Raw genomic sequence first — 19,830 nt, 5'->3', positions numbered from 1 at the left:
TTTAAAGTGTGAAATTCAATCAATTAGTTCGACAGTAATTGGAGAAACCTTTCTAAGTGAATAACTTGATTTTCCAGTGATTGATGCCCTTATATCAAATATTTGAATAATTTCTCCTTTCTTAGCTTTAGAGAGAAGTTTCTTAGCTTCAGAATTGAATTTAAATCCATTTATATGTATCGCTGGCTGTCCTGGTATTTTTAATTTAAAAGATTTTACCTTAAGATTTAAATCAAATAGAAAATCTCCTAATTTGACACCTACTGGAGAGGTTTCCAAATTTGATCTTGTAATTCGAATAACCCCGCTTTCTCCTCTAATAGTTCCAGTGGGTCTAGGAACTTCTAGGATACGGAAATTCTTGGAATCAGAGACTCTACTTCCATCCGATAAGATGCCAGATATATTTATAGTCACATCTTTTCCAAGACCTGGAGAAAGCATATATGAATTTCCTGAAACCTTTTTTAAACCATTACCTATTGCTGTAACATTGTCATCTGACACACCTGTGTAATATATAGTTACTGGATTTTGTATCCCTCTGTACACAATGTTCATTTTATTCGCATAAGCCACAGCAACGTTATCCAAATTAGAAACATTATTACTTTCTAATTCAATTGTATTTAAAGATTCATCTATATATTCAGAATTTAACCTAGCGCTTATCTGTCCTAAGACCTTTGCGTATTGAATAACTATTGATACATTTTGGTTATCTAATTCAATAGCTTTTTCTATTTGCCTTTTAGAATTATCGTAATCATATTGAGCATAAAATATTAATGCTTTTTGATAATATAGTTTAGCCAAGTTTGAATCTTCTATATAAACTTCTTCCTGTAAAAAAATGTCTATCAAATTTTGTGCTTCTTCATACCTGTATTCAGAAACGAGTAATTCAATTTTACTTTGTAATGCTTTATTTAAATTCGCAATAGATAATTCCTTGATCTTCTTTTTTAGTTGTAAATTTTCAAGAACTAATTCTTCTATCTTTTTATTATTAAAAGCGACTTTTGATTCAATTCTTTTCTCAATTTCTTGAGGTAAATTTTTGATGAATATCTCAATTCCACCATGAAGGCTGTCTATCTCCGAAAGGATGTCATCCTGGTTTATTTTAACTACTCTGTTTGTTTTTTTAACTTCACTAAGAATCATATTTTGTCTAATTCTCGCGTCATTATTACTATCAGACACTAATAAATTATAAGAAAACGTCCCTAGCCAGCTTAAAATAATTGCCCCAAAAAGAGTATTCAATAACCACTTCTCAATTTTTTTCCATCTAAAACTTAAAAGAAACCTTAGCTGTTCAGTATAATATAAATAAGCTGTAGAAATAAAAAGCAGTAATATCGTAACAACAACTGCTGCAACAATTTCTCGAAAATTAACGTATACAAAAACACCAACAACAAAAATTAATATTACCGTAATAAAGAAAAATCTCTTGTAAAATTTATTTTCCACTTTTTAAAAAATTAAAATAGACTAATTACAAATTTAACTTATTTATTATGAGGATTATATTAGTCATTTTTTAGTTCCTTCGATGGGCAGTCTAAATACCCTAATGGAACACTTGGATTTGATATCACTCCTGAAGAAAAAGTGCAACTCATTGCTTTTTTAAAAACGCTTACCGATAATGATTTTATAGAAGATAGACGCTTTGCTGAGTTTTAAAAGGTTAAGAGATTTTATAAAGTGTCGTTTCAATAATCCCTTTCCCTTTTTCTAAAGTTATTCTATTTAGTAATTTTTCTTCTTTTACGTTAAAGTGAAAAGGTGGTAACAATACATTTAACCCACTTTTCTTTTTAAGTCGAGTCCCCTGCCCAGAAATAATGTCTTTATTGGGTATAAAATCTCCTTCAGGAAGATGCTCTGTAAGGATAACATATTTGAAGTAGGTTAGCTTTTTTAATATTTGTTGTACTTCATTATTAGATAAATGTTGTAATACCTGCCTCACCAGCGCACAATCTCCAGAAGGCAGCGCGTCTTTTGCAAGATTCAAACACTGGAATTCTAGATTTTTTTCTTTGAATATAGCCTTGTTGTACTCGATCAAATCGCCAACAATATCGACTGCAATATACTTTTTGGTGTGCTTCACCAGATGTTTTCCCACATTAAAATCCCCACAGCCTAAATCACATACCATAAGCGGAGTTTCAAAAGAGGTTAAGAAAGAAGTAACTGCCTCTAGATATGGATTTACAATATCTGGATGATATGACCCCTCTCCTGAATAGAAATCAGCTTTATCACCTCCCCAAAGATTCATTTCATACACCTGCTCCATAGCGGCTTTGGTAGGCCAAGGTTTTTTTATTTGTTTGGATTTATGTTGCTTTGTATTCATAAAAGCTACTCTAAAATCTAAGTCAAAAACAATTTCGCGACAGCAAGTACCAACACAATAATCAATACATAATAAGCAATTTGATCTGCCCACTTACTTTTACTTGCAAATCGAGCGGTTAAATAGCCTCCCACTGTTTGCCCAACAGCCAAAATACTTCCTATTTTCCAATCAACCAATCCCTGAAAATGGAACATTGCTAATACAATCAACGTGTAAGATCCAATAACAAGACCTTTAAAAGCATTACTTTCAATAATATTAACTTTCATTCCTAAAACCATAATAATAAGGAAAAATATCCCCATGCCCATTTGAATAAAACCGCCGTAAAACCCAATAACAAATAATGCTGGCATCCATATAAACATGTTAGGCTTATAATCAGAATCTGTATCTCGCAACCATCGTTTAGGTTTCACTAAAACAGCTATCAGCATAAAGACCATCATAAAACGAAATACCGATCTAAACTGTTCGTTGCTTACATTAAGTGCAAGAACACCTCCAGCTATTGCACCCACAAAAATGGGCCATAAATACTTTTTGACATGGATCGGATTCAGTTTCCCGTTTTTATAAAATACGCCTGCGGCAACACTCGTTTGAGTAAAAACCCCTATGCGATTGGTTCCATTTGCTAGATTAGGTGGCAACCCTAAAAGTTCGGTTAGAATCGTAAGCGTTATAGCACTTCCATTACCAGCTAGTGTGTTAATCCCTCCAGCGAGCATCGCTCCAACGCTGGCAATTGCGTATAGTTCTATATCTGTCATAAAACCCCAAAGATACTATACAATCTTATAATGCTTTCACGAAAGTGAAGTTTATACTGAGCATAGCCGAAGTACGAAAGCATAAAAAACAAAAAGGCAACTTTTTAAAAGCTGCCTTTTATGGTAGGATAGTTCTGGGATCAATCCCATTGTTTTTGAGAGGTGACCAATCCTTGTATCAAGATTTGAACATCATTTACACCATTAGTTAAATCGCTTCCATTCCCAAAACGATAGTACATCTCACTATTAAAATTTTCTTTCCATCCCATAGAATATGGTGAATATAACCCTAGATATGAATTACCAGCACTAGTTGCAACCACTTCTGCTATTACAAAATAACGAAATCCGGCTCCGTGAGGAGGCAAAGGACCTCTCCCTATATATCCAGAAGTAGGTAAACTCTCAGAAACTTTAGGACGCACCTGCCCATTTGCATTCCCATTAGTTCCATTTGCACTATAATACTTAAAGGCAAAAAGATAACTTCCAAACGGCATAGGGATATCAATATCATTTTTCACAACAAGATCCCCTGCCGTTTGTAAGATAGTAACTGGAGCATCAAAATCAGCATCAGAAACGCCTACTTTAGAGACTCCTGCTATACGAGCGGCTAATACATTATACTCTTCTTCGGTCACTTCAATCCATCCAGAATTATTCTCATAAGATGCTCGAGATGTAGTAAGTAATGTTTGTATATCATCTGCATCTGTAAGTGATATCGTTATATTAGAAAACGTTGTTGCATCACCATTTACGATAGAGATTGTACCTGTGACACTAGAACGTGCTTCAAAATCAAAAGCAGCAGAATCGTTCACTAGCACTTGCCCAAAATTATCTACGCTCAGGGCTCCTGCAGGTTCACTGGAGATAACTAAAAAAATGGTACCATCGCTTTCATTTACCGAGATAGCACCTAGAATATCGTTTTGTGCTGGGTTTTCAGCAATAGTCGTTGTAAGGTCAGAAGCTTCAAGAACAAGTGCCTGTGGGGTATCATCAGAACAACTTGTGGCAAGAAGTATAATGACACTACACACACCAATTCCTATATTTTTAAAATAAGTTTTCATGAGTTTTTGTTTTGTGGTTAACGTATTATCTGTTTTGTGTGCTGCTCTGGTATAGCGCTGCAGTCACTTCTGGAGCAGCATCCACAAAACGGATGTCAATCATTGACTTCACAAACGTATCTGGAATTCTAAAGAATACAAAAATATGAGGGGGTACAAAGGTAGGACAGTCTCTTATTACCTATGTTTAAAGGGATACGACTAAGGCCTCTAAAGATTCATTGGGTTGTATTTCCAATTTTTTACGTAGGCGCTGGCGTGCTTTTTTAACCCCATCAGTAGAAATATTAAGCATATTTGCGATCTCTTTTGAAGTAAGATTCATTTTCAAAAGTGCCATTAACCGAAGTTCATTGGGTGTTACAGTAGGATATTTCTGTTGTACTGTTTTGCTAAAATTGGTATGCACCTGCTCAAAATATTGAACAAACGTCCCCCAGTTTTCTTCATCCTTTAAATCAAAATTAATTTTATTGATAATCGCTCTAGTATCACACCCTCCTTCTAGCTGTCCTACTTTCTCTTTAAGTTCAGCAAGAATTTCATTTTTCTTAGCTAGGTGTAATGTATGCGTGGTGAGCTCTTTATTTTTATGATGTAATTCGGCATCAAGTTTTTGACGTTCGAGCGTTGTTCTTTTTGCGCTTTCGCGAAAGCGTACCCAGACCGCTCCTAGAATTCCTAATGCTGCCAGTAGACCCAGACCTAATAATCCTTTCTGCAATTTACTGTTCGTTTCTCTTTCCTCTAGCAAAGCAATTTGTGCTACTTTTTTTTCGGTTTCATAAAGCTCCTGAAATCTTTTTATCTCACGCTGTTTTGCAATTAGATTAAGAGAATCTACCATAAGCGGGACGTGCTGCATAATATCATAGGCACTGCTCTTTTGACCATTTTTTCCGAGTACTTGTGCATAAATTACGTGTGCCCCTAACACCTGTTCATCTAGGCTTTCTTTTTCTTTTTCAAAAAGATAGGCCGCTTTAGCATGTGGCAGTGCTTTTGCTGCATTATCAGTTTCTAAATATGCTTTGGCAAGTAACCTATTATTCAAACTGATGATCCCAGGGTCATAAATCTGTTCTGCGGCAGCAAGACATTGTTCCAAAAGGGGTATACTTTTATCGTATTGCTCTAATTTTGAATATGCATGTGCCAGATGTGTTTTTGCAGTCCATTCTAGATTACGCCCTTTAAAAAAATCAATCGCTTTTGGCAGCTTATCTATGACAGGCTGTACACGGTCCAGATGTACCATAGCTACACTCCAGTTAACAAGCGTAAGATGGTAAAGCTGACTATCATCCGACAATAATTCGAGTGTTTCACTAAATGTTTTTTGAGCCTCTTCAAAATCATAATTACTTAAATAGATATTTCCCATGGTAAAATCTATTCCTGCAATTTGTTCTTTTAAGCCTGATTTTAATACGTATGATTTTGCTTCTGTGAGCAGTTCCAGCGCTTCTTTTGAGTTACCCATACGATGTAGCAAATCTGCTTTTTGAATATACGCTTCAGAGATAGACTCATAATCACCTCCTACTTTCCCCCACGCTATCGCTTTATCAATCGTAGGTATGATACTATCTGTAGGTCCCATACGTGCAAAAGCATACGCCTTTTTTCTATATAAAGTAGCAGTCACTGTTGGGTGCTTATTTCCATTCGTTTGTGAGATGCCTTGATTTAAGTATCTCAAAAAATCTGGCAATTGACCGTATCTGGATAGACTTACTCCTACTTCGTGATACGTCATTGCTAGTGTTGAATCTGGCAATGTTGCTGCGAGTTCTAGTACTTGATCATAGATTTTTAGACAACCTTCGTCTTTTGACTTTAGGCATTTATCTCCTTGATCTATACGTGATTTCAGATCATCACTAAGAACTTTATAATAGTTCTGACTCCACAAAGAAGTAGTACTTAACAAGCAGATAAGTATAGAGAGGACTCGCATAAATGTGTAATTTTACCCTTTAAATATAGGTATTTAGATTTTTACGATAATACCACCAAATCCATTAAATCGGGGAGCAGGTTCAAAAAAGCGCCCTCCGAAAGCATTAATTCGTACGTTATCTGTATACGCCTGATTCAATAGATTATTGACTCCTATATATGGCTGTATAATTACATTTTTATAATTGAAGTCATAGCCACTTCTTATACTGATATTTTCATAGCCTTCCACTTCTGTTTCATTACTGTCATTGGCATATTGCAATCCTACGATGGATGCTTGAACACTTGCATAAAATCCTTTTTCAGAACGGTATTGGATTCCAAAATTGGCTAGGTGCTTTGGGATTCCAGGCAATGCCTTCCCGTCAAATGTTCCGTTTGGAGTTGTAAAATCACTATATGTAAAATCTGAAAAGGTGTAGGCGGCAGAGACTGTCCACGCTTTCGCGAAAGCGTATACACCTTCCACCTCAACCCCAGTACGATTGGTGCTACCTGCGTTTCTAAAAAACGTACGGTCTGGAAAAGCCTCCAATTCAAAAGGCACCAAATCGTCTTGAGTATCAATTCGGAAAAATGCGACTTGATACCTAAAAGTGCTGTCAAACTGTCCTTTAAAACCAACCTCATAACTTGTCGCTTTTTGTGCTTCTAAAGCATCATTAAATCCTTGTTCATCACTCGGGTTTGCTGATAGTTCTGACAGGGCTGGAGTCTCAAAACTTGTAGCAACATTGGTGTAAACACTGTGCGTGCTCGCACCTGCCTTTCCAGCAGGCAGAAAAGCATAACTCACCCCAATACTAGGGTTCACTGCATTTAAAGTGATGTTATCAGAATCGTCACCATTGTCTAAAAAAGCATCGACTGCCGCAAGTCGATTGTAATCAAACCGAACCCCTCCTGTGATATACCATTGGTCAATTTCCAAATGATCTGTGACATACACGCCAAGGTTGGTAAAGCGTTCTTTCTGATCAAATGTTTGATCGCCCTGCTCCCCCTCTAAATTCCTGAAACGCTGTCTGTCGTCATTTTGATAGCCAAAATCATAGCCCACTCTCAAGGTATTTTTCCCTTTTGAATACGTCAAACTAGCACCTTGCCCTATATAATCTCTCCCCAGATCAACGATCCCTCCAAACTCAAAAGGCAACTTCCCATCAAATTGTCTATTATTATAAAACAAATACCCGGCTACCGTCGTGTGTTTGTTTTTTTCCCAAGTGGTACTCAATCCTACTTTAAACTGACGAATGGTTTCGCCAGTATCAAAAAGTACGTTACGATCTCTAGCTTGTCTTCGGTTTTCTTGTACCTCTTCTAGTGTGAGACCTCCCGCATCTTCTGCCTCTGGAGAATCGCTATAATTAAGGAGTGCTCTGATGGTTAATTTATCACTGACTTCAAAGTTTGCTTTAAAATTGGTATTTACCTGTTTAAAGCCACTTTGATCTCGGTAGCCATCTGTAGCAGTGTAATTACCATGAAAAATATACGTGGCATTCTCTGCATTGATTCCTCCAGTCGCTTGAAAATTCTGAAATCCATAAGAACCTACACTTCCTTTCCAATGAGAAAAGGGTTGATCAACCTCATCAATTGTTTGAATATTAATAACTCCTCCCGAAGCATTTCCGTACAAACTGGAACTAGTACCTTTTACTATTTCAATGCGATCTATAATGCCTAAGGTAAGATTATCTAATTGCCCTTGCCCATCTGGAGTGGTTTCTGGAATACCATCTACAATCAATTTAATTCCGCGAATTCCAAAAGCAGAACGTGCACCAAAACCTCGTATAGAGATACGCAAATCCTGTGCAAAGTTATTGGTGTTTTGTGCAAAAAGCCCTGGTGTTTGTTGCGTATACTCCTGTAATGAAAGCTGCTGTCTCGTCGCATCCTCTGGCACTGCTTGATATACAGATACTGCCGCAGGTAATTTTTGAAGCATACTCTTGATACGGGAAGATTGTATAAAAACAGTATCTAACTTTTGTGATGGAATCGGGTCTGTTTGTCCATGTACTACTTGAATGATAAGGAGTAAGAAACCAAAAGATAAAATGAAACTCTTTTTCAAAGGATGTAATTTTTTTGAAAAGTACGTTCTTGTGTAGAGAACTCAAAATTAAAATTACAAATTAGTCGTTTCTAGATAAGACACAAGACGTAATACCTAATTGTTAACTAATTTGAGAATGTAACTGTAACTTTTTAAATATTGTTTTACTAATAAAGGTGTTAAACCTTAGGGCAAGCCCTCGACCCTAAAATAGACCCAAGGGTCGAGGTATTAAACCAAAAATCCCGCTGGAAAAAGCGGGATTCCCGCCTGCCGGACGGGCAGGAGTTCAATTAACTATTTTGAATGCTTTGCTTCGCAATTTTTCAAAATAGAGTTTCACTAATAAAAAACTACCTTTAACTACCTAACAACCGCGCCATGATTAAACTATTTAAAAGAATAAAAAAATGGGGGTATGCCCAATTAGCAAAAATAACACCTGGCCAAACAGCGATCAAAGGTGCTTCCATTACCGTACTGATTGCTTCCATCATCTTGTTTTTAATCACTTCGCTATCTAATACCTTAAATGGGGGTGATCCTTGGTTCTTTTTATTTTTTATAGCTCTTACGTTTGTAATTGTAATTTTCTCATACTTATCATTATGGGGCCTAAAAAAAATTAATAATGTTCCAAAAAAATACAAACACGCGCTATTAATTGGGATTCCTTTATTTCTTTTTTCACTGGCTTTTGAGGGAATCTACATGATCGCAGCGGTTGTGATCACCTCATTGCTCGGCGCAGCCATCGCCGTGATTTTGAAAGGAACCTTCAAAAAACTAACAACTCCTAAAAAAGTAATTACCGTGCTCGGCATGCTTATAGGTGTAGGCGGATTAACAGGTGCCATCATAGGATATCTCCCTGTGGGATTTGAGATGAAACCAACCCTAAATGCAGCTTACTTAAACAAAGATCAAATACAAAACATAATGGCAGCTTCTCCTGCTGAAAAAGGAGCATACACCGTAAAAACACTTACCTATGGTAGTGGAAAAGATCTTCATAGATCGGAATTTGCAGAGGGCATCACTATCCGAACAGATAGTGTAAATGGGGTTGCTTTCCTTGATAATTGGGAAGGTTTTAGCGGTTGGTACAGAGAAAACTACTGGGGATTTGATGCAAAGTCATTACCTGTAAATGGGTATGTATGGTATCCTGAAGGGGACGGTCCTTTCCCACTGGCTCTTATTGTTCATGGAAATCACTCAATGCAGGATTTTTCTGATGTGGGATATGCGTATCTAGGAGAATTACTCGCTTCACGCGGAATCATTTTTGCCTCGGTAGATGAGAATTTTCTGAATTTCTCTTGGTCTGATATTCCGAAGGGATTGGATGAAGAAAATGATGCCCGCGGATGGATGTTATTAGAACACTTACGCGCATGGCAATCATGGAATACCGATGAGAGCAATCTATTTTACAAAAAAATTGACACCTCAAAACTAGCGCTTCTCGGTCATTCTCGAGGAGGCGAAGCGGTAGCACACGCAGCATTACTTAACAAAATGCCTTATTACTATGATGATGCAACCATCCCGTTAGACTTTAATTATAATATTCAATCTATTGTGGCCATTGCTCCTGTAGATGGACAATATGAGCCTGGAGATGCGAGGACAGCCTTAAAAGATATTAATTACCTCGTACTACACGGAGCTCAAGATGCAGATGTGACATCTTTTGCCGGATCTAAACAGTATGAACGTATTACTTTTTCTGATAGCACCGATTATTTTAAGTCAGGAATTTATATCCAAGGTGCCAATCATGGACAGTTTAATACCAGCTGGGGAGACAATGATACGGGTGGATTTATGCCTACAAAGTTTTTAAATAATACGCCCTTACTTTCTAAAGAAGATCAAGAAAAAATTGCTCAGGTATATATAAGCGCTTTTTTAGAAACCACACTAAAAGATAACAAAGTATATCAACCCTTATTTACAGATGCCCGAAAGGGAAAAGATTGGTTGCCAGAAACCGTGTATTTGAATCAATATGAAGATGCTAGTTTCAACATATTAGCCAATTTTGATGAAGATTTTGATGTGAGTACCACCACAGGAAAAGGAGTTATTTCTTCAAAATACCTCTCTGTATGGAGAGAACAAGAAATCAAACTTAAATGGGGAGAAAAAGGAAGCCGTGCTGTTTATCTAGGATGGCATTATGATACTATAGAAGATGATGATGTGATTCCAGACTCCATACCAAAAGGCATTTATACGATTAAAATAGCAGACACTTTACGTACGACAGACAGCACCAGTGTCTTTACCTTCTCCATGGCTGAATCAACAGAGGATTCTAATCCTAAATCAAGTGGTAAATGGATAGATGAAGATGAAAACGAAGTTGAAGATGAAGATGAAGTTGAAGATGAGAATGAGAATGAGGATGAGGATGATAGTAAAAAAGACGCACCTAAAGACCCTATTGACTTTTCCATACGAATGACAGATGCTTCTGGGGAGACCGTGTATTTTCCACTGAGTAAATTTTCAGCCTTGCAACGCGAACTCAACGTACGGATTTGGAAATCTCAGTTTATCACAGACGAAGATGAATCTGAAAACGTATTTCAGACATTTTCGTATCCTTTGATTGATTTAACACAAAGTAATCCTTCCTTTGACCTGTCTACGCTCCAGAAGATCGATTTTATTTTTGACAAAACACCAAAAGGGGTTGTCATCATAGATAATATAGGGTTTATGAAATGGTAATCATGTACTCGTGTGATGAATAAGTACGCTTTCGCGAAAGCGTATAAAATTATTTATATATCGGTAAAGTCTGGGCTCCTCAAAGGATTAACAATATTACTAGCTATACATAGTATGTCGTCTGAGACATTTTTTCTTTTAGACATAAGAAATAGCTATGCTGATATATGTTAGAATAATGTTAGGTTCTGTGGAAAAAAGCTACATATCACGTATATTTGCATATTATTTAGAATCATTATGATTAAAGTAACCACAGAAGCTAAAACAAGAATCGCGGGTCTTATGCAAGACGACGGGTATAACATTGATACAGACTACGTTAGAGTAGGTGTAAAAAGTGGTGGATGCTCAGGCTTATCATACGATTTAAACTTTGATAAGGAAAAGACCGAAGACGATAAAGTTTTTGAAGATAACAACGTACGCTTAATCGTAGATAAGCGTAGTTTTTTATATCTCATTGGTACCACACTAGAATACAGTGGAGGTCTCAATGGAAAAGGATTTGTATTTAACAACCCAAATGCACAGCGCACCTGTGGATGTGGAGAGAGTTTTTCATTATAATATAACCTAATGGGCCAACGGGAGAATAAAACAGTTTAGAAATAAACGCACCACCTTTTTATTCTCCTAAAGCCCTATTACGTCTATTATTTTAAAACACACATAGATTGGTTTTAATCAATCATAGTAAAAAAAAAATGGCATATACTGAAGACGATTTAAGAGAAGAATTAAAAACCAAAGAGTATGAATATGGTTTTTTTACAGATATAGCATCTGAAACATTTCCTATTGGACTCAATGAAGATATTGTTCGGGCGATTTCTAAGAAAAAAGAAGAACCAGAATGGATGACGCAATGGAGACTAGAAGCATTCAAAGTTTGGAAGGAAATGGAAGAGCCAGAATGGGCAAATGTGCGTTATGAAAAACCAGATTTTCAAGCTATTGCTTACTATTCTGCTCCTGTAGCTGTAGATCCTAACAAAACACTAGACGATGTAGATCCAGATTTACTCGCTATGTATAAGAAATTAGGCATCTCTATAGACGAACAAAAAAAGATGAACAATGTCGCCATGGATATTGTTGTTGATTCTGTTTCTGTAGCAACGACTTTTAAGAAGACACTTTCTGAAAAAGGAATTATTTTTATGAGTATTTCTGAGGCTATCAAAGAGCATCCAGAACTTGTAAAAAAATACATAGGGACGATCGTTCCAACAAAAGATAATTTTTATGCTGCTTTAAATAGTGCGGTATTTAGTGATGGTTCTTTTTGTTACATCCCAAAAGGAGTGCGTTGCCCAATGGAATTATCAACGTATTTTAGAATTAACCAAGGAGGAACTGGACAGTTTGAAAGAACACTTCTTATTGCAGATGAAGGAAGTTATGTAAGCTATCTAGAAGGATGTACAGCTCCAAGCCGTGATGAAAATCAATTACACGCCGCTGTTGTAGAGTTGATTGCTTTGGATGATGCTGAGATCAAATACTCAACCGTTCAAAACTGGTATCCAGGAAATGCAGAAGGAAAAGGAGGTGTCTACAATTTTGTAACAAAACGTGGTCTTTGTGAGAAAAATGCAAAAATCTCATGGACACAAGTAGAAACTGGAAGTGCTGTTACTTGGAAATATCCTAGCTGTATTCTTAAAGGAGATAACTCTGTCGGAGAATTTTATTCTATAGCGGTAACCAATAATTACCAGCAAGCAGATACAGGAACTAAAATGATACACTTAGGAAAAAACACTAAGAGTACCATTATATCTAAAGGAATCTCTGCTGGAAAATCTCAGAACTCATACCGTGGTCTTGTACGCATTAGCGCAAACGCAGATAATGCCCGTAATTTCTCACAATGTGATAGTTTATTAATGGGGAATGCCTGCGGAGCACATACGTTCCCATATATAGAAGCAAAAAACAAATCGGCTCAAATTGAGCATGAGGCAACCACGAGTAAGATTGGAGAAGACCAAATCTTTTATTGTAACCAACGTGGTATAGATACAGAAAAAGCAATCGCACTTATTGTAAATGGGTTTAGTAAAGAAGTCCTCAACAAACTTCCTATGGAGTTTGCTGTTGAAGCTCAAAAATTACTAGAAATCAGTTTAGAGGGAAGTGTTGGGTAATCAAATAATCATATAGTCTAATTACTATGAAAAAAATAGTTACACTTGTTGCTTTAGCACTAGCCATTATTGCTTGTAAAGAAGCTACTGTAGATACTAAAGAAGTAAAAGAAGAAGTAAAGGCTCCAGCAAAACCAGCTGTGGCTCTTTACACGTTTGACGGAGGGTCTGTTGGCGCAAACAACTTAAACTTATTTGCACAAGGAGACACTTACAAAGGAGAATCAAAACAATTGGTAGATGCCTTTTATGTGATCAAACACCCTAAAGGTATTTTACTATGGGATACAGGGCTTCCTGAAGGACTTGTAGGGCAAGATCCATACACGACTCCAGACGGTGCTTTTACGATTTCGCGTAAAGATTCTATCATTAATCAACTGGCTTCTATTGGTGTTACTAAGGAAGATGTAGATTACATTGCGTTCTCTCACATTCACTTTGATCATACAGGTGCTGCCAATCATTTTGCTGCATCCAAATGGTTAATTCAAAAGCCTGAATATGCCTACGCTACAGGAGAAGATATTAAGGAAAATGGATTTTATGCCCCTGACTCTTTCAGCGCCCTTACCAATGTAGTAGGATTGGCTGGAGATCATGATGTTTTTGGAGATGGTAGCGTCATTATTAAATCAATGCCGGGTCATACACCAGGACATCAAGTGCTATTTATAGACTTGCCAGAGCATGGGCCTACCTTACTTTCTGGAGATATGTATCACTTTCAAGAAAATCGAGATGGAAAGATAATTCCTGTATTCAATCATGATCTAGAACAAAGTAAAACAGCGATTGCTGATTTTGAAGCTTTCGCGAAAGCAAAAAAAGCAACAGTATATATCCAACACGAGCCAGCTGACTTTGCAAAAATGCCTGTCGCTCCTAAAGCTCTTAACTAAAAATCCTATGAAAAAATTTGCCTTCCTATTTGTTCTTGCAGTGAGTATCATAAGCTGTAAAAATGAGACTAAAGCAGATGACGCTTCATCAGATAGCAAAACAACTGTGACTGATAAAGAAAGTACACTTAAAACAATTGAAGGAGAATTCCTCTTTGTGGATGGTGCTGGAGTCATTATGGGGAAAAATTTTATTTATGGTGTCTCTCTAAATGACGTAACAGAAGAGCTTATCAAACAAGCCGCATCAAAACAACGCGATAAGTTTGATATGGTCCCTGTAGTGATCAGAGGAGAAATCAATCCTAAACCACAAGGCACAGACAGTTGGGATGAGATTGTAACTATTAAAGAAATTATCAAAGTGCTTGAACCTAAAGGAGAAGCACCGATTAAAATTGAAACAGGAAAATAAAACCTGAAACAAAAAGTAATAAAAAATACTATGTTAACAGTAAAAAACCTACACGCAGGGATAGAAGAAAAAGATATTCTAAAAGGAATTAATCTTGAGATTAAAGCAGGGGAAGTACACGCAATTATGGGACCTAATGGTTCTGGAAAAAGTACACTAGCGTCTGTTATTGCAGGAAAAGAAGAATATGAAGTAACCGATGGTGACATCCTTCTTAATGACGCATCTATCTTAGAAATGGATCCTGAAGAGCGTGCTCATGAAGGTGTTTTCTTATCTTTTCAATACCCTGTAGAAATTCCAGGTGTATCTGTAACCAACTTTATTAAAACAGCAATTAATCAAACGCGTAAGGCAAAGGGTCTAGAAGATATGCCAGCTAGTGATATGCTTAAAATGATACGCGAGAAATCGGAGCTTCTTGAGATAGATCGTAAGTTCTTATCAAGATCGCTTAACGTTGGATTCTCTGGAGGAGAAAAAAAACGTAATGAGATATTTCAAATGGCCATGCTAGAGCCTAAACTCGCCATTCTTGATGAGACTGATTCTGGTTTAGATATCGATGCACTACGTATTGTAGCCAATGGTGTTAACAAACTTAAAAGTAAAGACAACGCCGTATTAGTGATCACACACTATCAGCGTCTTTTAGATTATATTGTTCCTGACGTAGTACACGTACTTATGAATGGTAAAATTGTAAAAACTGGAGGGAAAGAGCTAGCCCACGAACTGGAAGAAAAAGGATACGATTGGCTTAAAGAAGAACTTGTGTAAAAAGTTCAAGTCTAATGTTTAACGTTTAAAATGGCTACTGTAACGCGTTTTGAAGATTTAGATATATGGAAAGATGCGCATACATTAAACAAAAAAGAAATGAGTTTAAAAGATAGATTACTAAGTTCACATATTGTTTTTCAGGATAGTTTGAATCCAGACTCTCCGCTGTATGACATACGTGGCGAAGCAATGAAAACGTTTGAAGCAGAAGGTTTTCCGTCCAAAAAAGATGAAGCTTGGAAATACACTTCTCTGAATAGTATCTTAAAAGAGAACTATAGTATCTTCCCTAGTAAAGACACTTCGCTTGATTTTAAAGATGTAGAGCGTTTCTTCATTAATGATATAGACACTTATAATGTTGTTTTTGTAGACGGTATTTTTAACTCACACCTTTCTTCGACAACACATGACGGGATTGATGTGTGTACAATGAATTCTGCACTTACCAAACCTAAGTACCAACAAATAATTGATGTGTACTTTAATAAAATCGCAAAAGAAAAAAGCTTAACTTCTTTAAATACTGCTTTTGCAAAGGAAGGTGCCTACATCTATATCCCGAAAGGGAAAGTAGCTGATAAGCCTATCCAAATTATTCATTTTGCCACAGGAGCAAAAGAAGCTGCGCTACTTCAACCTCGTAATCTCATCATCGCAGAGGAAAACAGTGAAGTGCAAATTATAGAGCGTCATCAGAGTCTTTCTGACACCCCTGTTTTCACAAATAGTGTAACAGAGATTTATGCAGGTAAACGTGCAATGATTGACTACTATAAAATTCAGAATGATCATCTAAATGCTTCTCTGGTAGACACCACCGAAATAGAGCAACATAGAGAAAGTATTGTATCTGTACATACCTTTTCATTAGGTGGAAACATCACACGTAACAACCTTAATTATTACCAAAAGGGCGAATACATGGATTCTATCTTAAAAGGGATTACCCTGATAGGTGGAAAGCAACATGTAGATCACAACACCCTTGTACACCACATAGAACCTAATTGCGAATCACATCAAGACTATAAAGGGATTTTTGGAGACAAATCTACTGGTGTTTTTAACGGAAAGGTTGTCGTAGAAAAAGAAGCTCAAAAAACAAATGCATATCAATCTAATAACAACATTCTGATAGATGATAAAGCATCTATCAACTCAAAACCTCAACTAGAGATTTTTGCAGATGATGTTCGTTGTTCTCATGGGTGTACTATTGGACAGCTTGACGAAAGCGCTTTATTTTATTTGCGATCTAGAGGGATTGCAGAAAAGGAAGCGAGAGCCTTACTGATGTATGCTTTTGCAAATACGGTATTATCTAGTGTGAAAATCCCGCAATTAAAACAGCGTATTACCAAGCTTATTGCTAAAAAAATTGGCGTAAGTATTGGGTTTGAGATATAAGGAATACACTACAAATCACATATCAAAATACCCGCCTTATGCGGGTATTTTAGTAAAAAGAGGCATTGAAGATGACAGAAACTAAAACACATACCACATTTGACGTACAAGGCATCCGAAAAGATTTTCCGATTCTTTCCAGAGAAGTAAACGGTCAGCCTTTGATTTATTTTGATAACGCCGCGACTTCTCAAACACCTCAAATAGTTATTGATGCCATTGTAGATTATTATTCTAATTACAATGCAAATATTCATAGAGGCGTGCATGCACTTTCGCAAGAAGCTACCGATGCGTATGAGCAAGCACGTGGTAAAATTCAGAAGCATTTTAATGCTGCAAAACCGTATGAGATCATCCTTACGGCGGGTACAACACATGCTATCAATCTGATCGCAAATGGATATAGTCTTCTTCTACAAAAAGGGGATGAAGTATTGGTTTCAGCCTTGGAGCATCACAGTAATATCGTGCCTTGGCAAATGCTTTGCGAACGCACGGGAGCTACCTTAAAAGTGATCCCTATGACGCTAAGTGGGGAGTTGGATATGGACGCTTTCGCGAAAGCGCTCTCCACCAACCTCAAACTGGTATTTGTAAATCACGTATCCAACGCGTTAGGGACTGTAAACCCTATAGAACATATAATTGCTGAAGCTCATAAAGTAGGCGCTGCAGTGATTATAGACGGCGCACAAGCAACACCACATATCAAACCTGATGTGCAAGCCCTAGACGCCGATTTTTATGTAGCCAGCGCTCATAAAATTTGCGGACCAACAGGGGTCGGCATCTTATATGGGAAAGAAACTTTACTAGAAAAATTACCGCCCTATCAAGGAGGTGGTGAAATGATAGATCAAGTGACGTTTGAGAAGACCACCTACGCAGGTTTACCTCATAAATTTGAAGCTGGAACGCCTAATATTTGTGGAGTGATTGCCACGGGCGTAGCCTTAGATTATATGAATGCGATAGGTTTTGATGTAATTGCACGTTATGAAGAAGAATTACTTCAATATGCCACCCAAAAATTACTTCAAATAGAAGGACTAAAAATTTACGGAGAGTCTAAAAAGAAAACGGCTGTTATTTCATTTAATGTAGGAAGTATTCACCCGTATGATATCGGTACAATTTTAGACAAGTTAGGCATTGCCGTACGCACAGGACATCATTGTGCACAACCGATCATGGATTATTTTAAAATCCCTGGAACCGTCAGAGCTTCCTTTGCATTTTACAATACAAAAGAAGAAATAGATACATTTGTAAAGGGCGTAGAACGCGCCGTGATGATGCTTTCCTAACACAAATGGATGATGTGATTCAAATTTCTGATGCGCTTGTTTTAGAACCTATTTCCTTAGAGGATCAGTCAGTGCTTTTTGAATTAATGCAACGTGTGTATACACCAGCATACGCACATTTTTGGGAGGATCAGGGGAATTGGTATCTCAACAAGATGTATAGTCTAGAGAACCTCAAAAAAGACCTTCAAGAAAATGGATCGTATTATTACTTTGTACGCTCCTGCCTACCGGCGAGGCAGGTTTGCGAAAGCAACATGAATCCAGAATATAAAACCATAGGTATCTTTAAGATAATAGAAAATTGTGCCTATCCTGAGCAACCCAATAGACTTGGTTTTAAAATACATCGTATCTATTTAGATGCTGCCGTGCATGGAAAAGGAATTGGAAAGCAATTAATGCAATATGCTGAAGATCGCGCCAAGGAAACTAATCATACACTCCTTTGGCTAGATGCTATGGATCAACATCCACAAGCAATGTCTTTTTATAAAAACCTAGGATATTTAAAAGGAAGCGTGCAGCTTCTTGATTTTGAATTATTATATGACCTATACCGTCCTATATGGTATCTATACAAACATCTATAATTTCTATACTGGCAAGGTGACAGTTGGCTATTTGGGCACTATCTTTGTCTCAAAATATACTCTATGGTGATACGGTTTTATATGTTAGCAGTTTCTTTAGGGTTGATATATTCTTGCAAGACAACTCAAGAAGAAGGTGTACAAAATGACCCTGATATTTTTGCAGGAGCCTTTATTGTAAATACACTATATGACCAACTCATAGAAGGAACAGATCTTAATCTAAAGATTAATGATCGTACTTCAAAAATTTCGGGATTTTCAGGATGCAATACCTATACGGTGGGTTTTACAAAAGAGAACAATAGCGTTACGTTTTCTCCAGTAATGGGTACAAAGATTTATTGTGGTGAAGATGTAATGAAAAAAGAACATCAGTTTTTAACTATTTTTGCAAGTCCAAAAGAATTTCGCTTTGTAAAAGATACATTGATACTATCTGAAAATGGTAAAGACATCTTAAAAGCAATACGCTTTATATTTTAATTACTATATAGAGCACTAAAATACATTAAGGGTTTGTTAAGCCTTACAGATAAACACTATTTGAATAGTATCTTTGCATAACTTCTTAATATTAAGCTATGAAAAAGTATATATGTAGTCTAATTATTTCTTTTTTAAGTACCTTTTACATAAGTGCTCAGGAAGAAAACATCATTACACTAGAGGTAGCCCCATATTTGGTAACTTGTGAAAATACAGAAGAAGAAACCTGTCTACAACTTCTTGATATAAATGGTGGAGATTTAAACGTCATCTCTTTTGATGCTATAGAAGGATTTACTGCAGAAGTAGGATATGAATACACCTTACAAGTAACTGAACTTCCAAAAGAAAAAGAGGAGGATCTTACTAAATATCAGCTTAAAAAAATCGTGTCAAAACTCTGGGTACCTCAATATGCGATTGATGCTCCAGAAATAAAAGGAAATTTTAAAGTGACAGGTATTAATGGCCTACCATTAAATCCTAATCAGACGGAACTTATTATTAATGCCAATAAAAGTATTATAAGAGGCTCTACAGAGTGTAACAATTATCATATATTCTTTAAACAATTTGGTTATAGCCTTGTGTTTTCTAAGATATTAACCACTGATTTATTTTGTTCCTCTAGAAAACCATTACAAGAGGAATATTTTATCGTTTTTAATAGTGTTCATCATTTTGAATTTAAAGGTGATATCCTTAAGTTATATGATTTTAGTGACAAATTGCTTTTAGAAGCACAACTATTGAGATAAATAC

17 protein-coding genes are annotated in these 19,830 nt (G+C 36.6%); 11 read left to right on the top strand and 6 right to left on the bottom strand.

The window, feature by feature from the left end; genetic code table 11:
* Positions 1–15: 15 nt before the first annotated feature.
* From ACFO3O_RS15915 to ACFO3O_RS15890, 6 genes are all read right to left on the bottom strand, one after another.
* Entirely contained in the window at positions 16–1,479 is a 1,464-nt protein-coding gene (locus ACFO3O_RS15915) for a GldM family protein (protein WP_379980575.1), read from the bottom strand.
* A gap of 220 nt (positions 1,480–1,699) precedes the next feature.
* Positions 1,700–2,377 carry a class I SAM-dependent methyltransferase gene (locus tag ACFO3O_RS15910; RefSeq protein WP_379980573.1) on the bottom strand — a complete coding sequence of 226 codons (678 nt, stop codon included), beginning with the start codon at positions 2,375–2,377 and terminating at the stop codon, positions 1,700–1,702.
* A gap of 17 nt (positions 2,378–2,394) precedes the next feature.
* Positions 2,395–3,153 (bottom strand): sulfite exporter TauE/SafE family protein, encoded by a 759-nt coding sequence (locus ACFO3O_RS15905; protein ID WP_379980571.1) that lies wholly within the window; start codon positions 3,151–3,153, stop codon positions 2,395–2,397.
* A 140-nt stretch (positions 3,154–3,293) separates the two neighbouring features.
* Complete coding sequence (locus tag ACFO3O_RS15900) at positions 3,294–4,238, bottom strand: hypothetical protein (protein ID WP_379980569.1); 945 nt, start codon at positions 4,236–4,238, stop codon at positions 3,294–3,296.
* Positions 4,239–4,425: 187 nt separating this feature from the next.
* Entirely contained in the window at positions 4,426–6,198 is a 1,773-nt protein-coding gene (locus ACFO3O_RS15895) for a tetratricopeptide repeat protein (protein ID WP_379980567.1), read from the bottom strand.
* A 33-nt stretch (positions 6,199–6,231) separates the two neighbouring features.
* Entirely contained in the window at positions 6,232–8,289 is a 2,058-nt protein-coding gene (locus ACFO3O_RS15890) for a TonB-dependent receptor family protein (protein WP_379980565.1), read from the bottom strand.
* 363 nt (positions 8,290–8,652) lie between these two features.
* Here ACFO3O_RS15890 and ACFO3O_RS15885 point away from each other — a divergent pair, with 363 nt between their 5' ends.
* The 11 genes from ACFO3O_RS15885 to ACFO3O_RS15835 all read left to right on the top strand — a co-directional run bounded on the left by ACFO3O_RS15885 (position 8,653) and on the right by ACFO3O_RS15835 (position 19,826).
* Positions 8,653–11,013, top strand: a complete 2,361-nt coding sequence (locus tag ACFO3O_RS15885; protein ID WP_379980564.1) for a poly(ethylene terephthalate) hydrolase family protein — start codon at positions 8,653–8,655, stop codon at positions 11,011–11,013.
* Between the two features lie 240 nt (positions 11,014–11,253).
* Positions 11,254–11,583, top strand: coding sequence for a HesB/IscA family protein (locus ACFO3O_RS15880; protein WP_379980562.1), 330 nt, complete (start codon positions 11,254–11,256; stop codon positions 11,581–11,583).
* Positions 11,584–11,720: 137 nt separating this feature from the next.
* Positions 11,721–13,166, top strand: a complete 1,446-nt coding sequence (gene sufB / locus ACFO3O_RS15875; RefSeq protein WP_379980560.1) for a Fe-S cluster assembly protein SufB — start codon at positions 11,721–11,723, stop codon at positions 13,164–13,166.
* Positions 13,167–13,192: 26 nt separating this feature from the next.
* Positions 13,193–14,068, top strand: a complete 876-nt coding sequence (locus ACFO3O_RS15870; RefSeq protein ID WP_379980558.1) for an N-acyl homoserine lactonase family protein — start codon at positions 13,193–13,195, stop codon at positions 14,066–14,068.
* Between the two features lie 7 nt (positions 14,069–14,075).
* Positions 14,076–14,483, top strand: a complete 408-nt coding sequence (locus tag ACFO3O_RS15865; RefSeq protein ID WP_379980556.1) for a hypothetical protein — start codon at positions 14,076–14,078, stop codon at positions 14,481–14,483.
* A 30-nt stretch (positions 14,484–14,513) separates the two neighbouring features.
* A complete protein-coding gene (gene sufC, locus ACFO3O_RS15860; RefSeq protein ID WP_379980554.1) occupies positions 14,514–15,263 on the top strand; it encodes a Fe-S cluster assembly ATPase SufC in 750 nt (249 codons plus the stop codon).
* A gap of 99 nt (positions 15,264–15,362) precedes the next feature.
* Complete coding sequence (sufD, locus tag ACFO3O_RS15855; RefSeq protein WP_379980795.1) at positions 15,363–16,676, top strand: Fe-S cluster assembly protein SufD; 1,314 nt, start codon at positions 15,363–15,365, stop codon at positions 16,674–16,676.
* A gap of 71 nt (positions 16,677–16,747) precedes the next feature.
* On the top strand, positions 16,748–17,986 hold the full coding sequence (locus ACFO3O_RS15850; RefSeq protein WP_379980552.1) for an aminotransferase class V-fold PLP-dependent enzyme: 1,239 nt from the start codon (positions 16,748–16,750) through the stop codon (positions 17,984–17,986).
* A 5-nt stretch (positions 17,987–17,991) separates the two neighbouring features.
* Positions 17,992–18,579, top strand: a complete 588-nt coding sequence (locus tag ACFO3O_RS15845) for a GNAT family N-acetyltransferase (protein ID WP_379980550.1) — start codon at positions 17,992–17,994, stop codon at positions 18,577–18,579.
* 63 nt (positions 18,580–18,642) lie between these two features.
* The gene (locus ACFO3O_RS15840; protein ID WP_379980548.1) at positions 18,643–19,065 is read left to right on the top strand and encodes an META domain-containing protein; all 423 of its coding nucleotides are present in this window, start codon (positions 18,643–18,645) and stop codon (positions 19,063–19,065) included.
* 98 nt (positions 19,066–19,163) lie between these two features.
* Positions 19,164–19,826 (top strand): DUF4377 domain-containing protein, encoded by a 663-nt coding sequence (locus ACFO3O_RS15835; RefSeq protein ID WP_379980546.1) that lies wholly within the window; start codon positions 19,164–19,166, stop codon positions 19,824–19,826.
* Positions 19,827–19,830 lie beyond the last annotated feature (4 nt).

Source organism: Dokdonia ponticola (assembly GCF_042653865.1).
Classification (GTDB): Bacteria; Bacteroidota; Bacteroidia; order Flavobacteriales; family Flavobacteriaceae; genus Dokdonia; species Dokdonia ponticola.
This window is presented reverse-complemented; position numbering and strand designations above follow the sequence as displayed.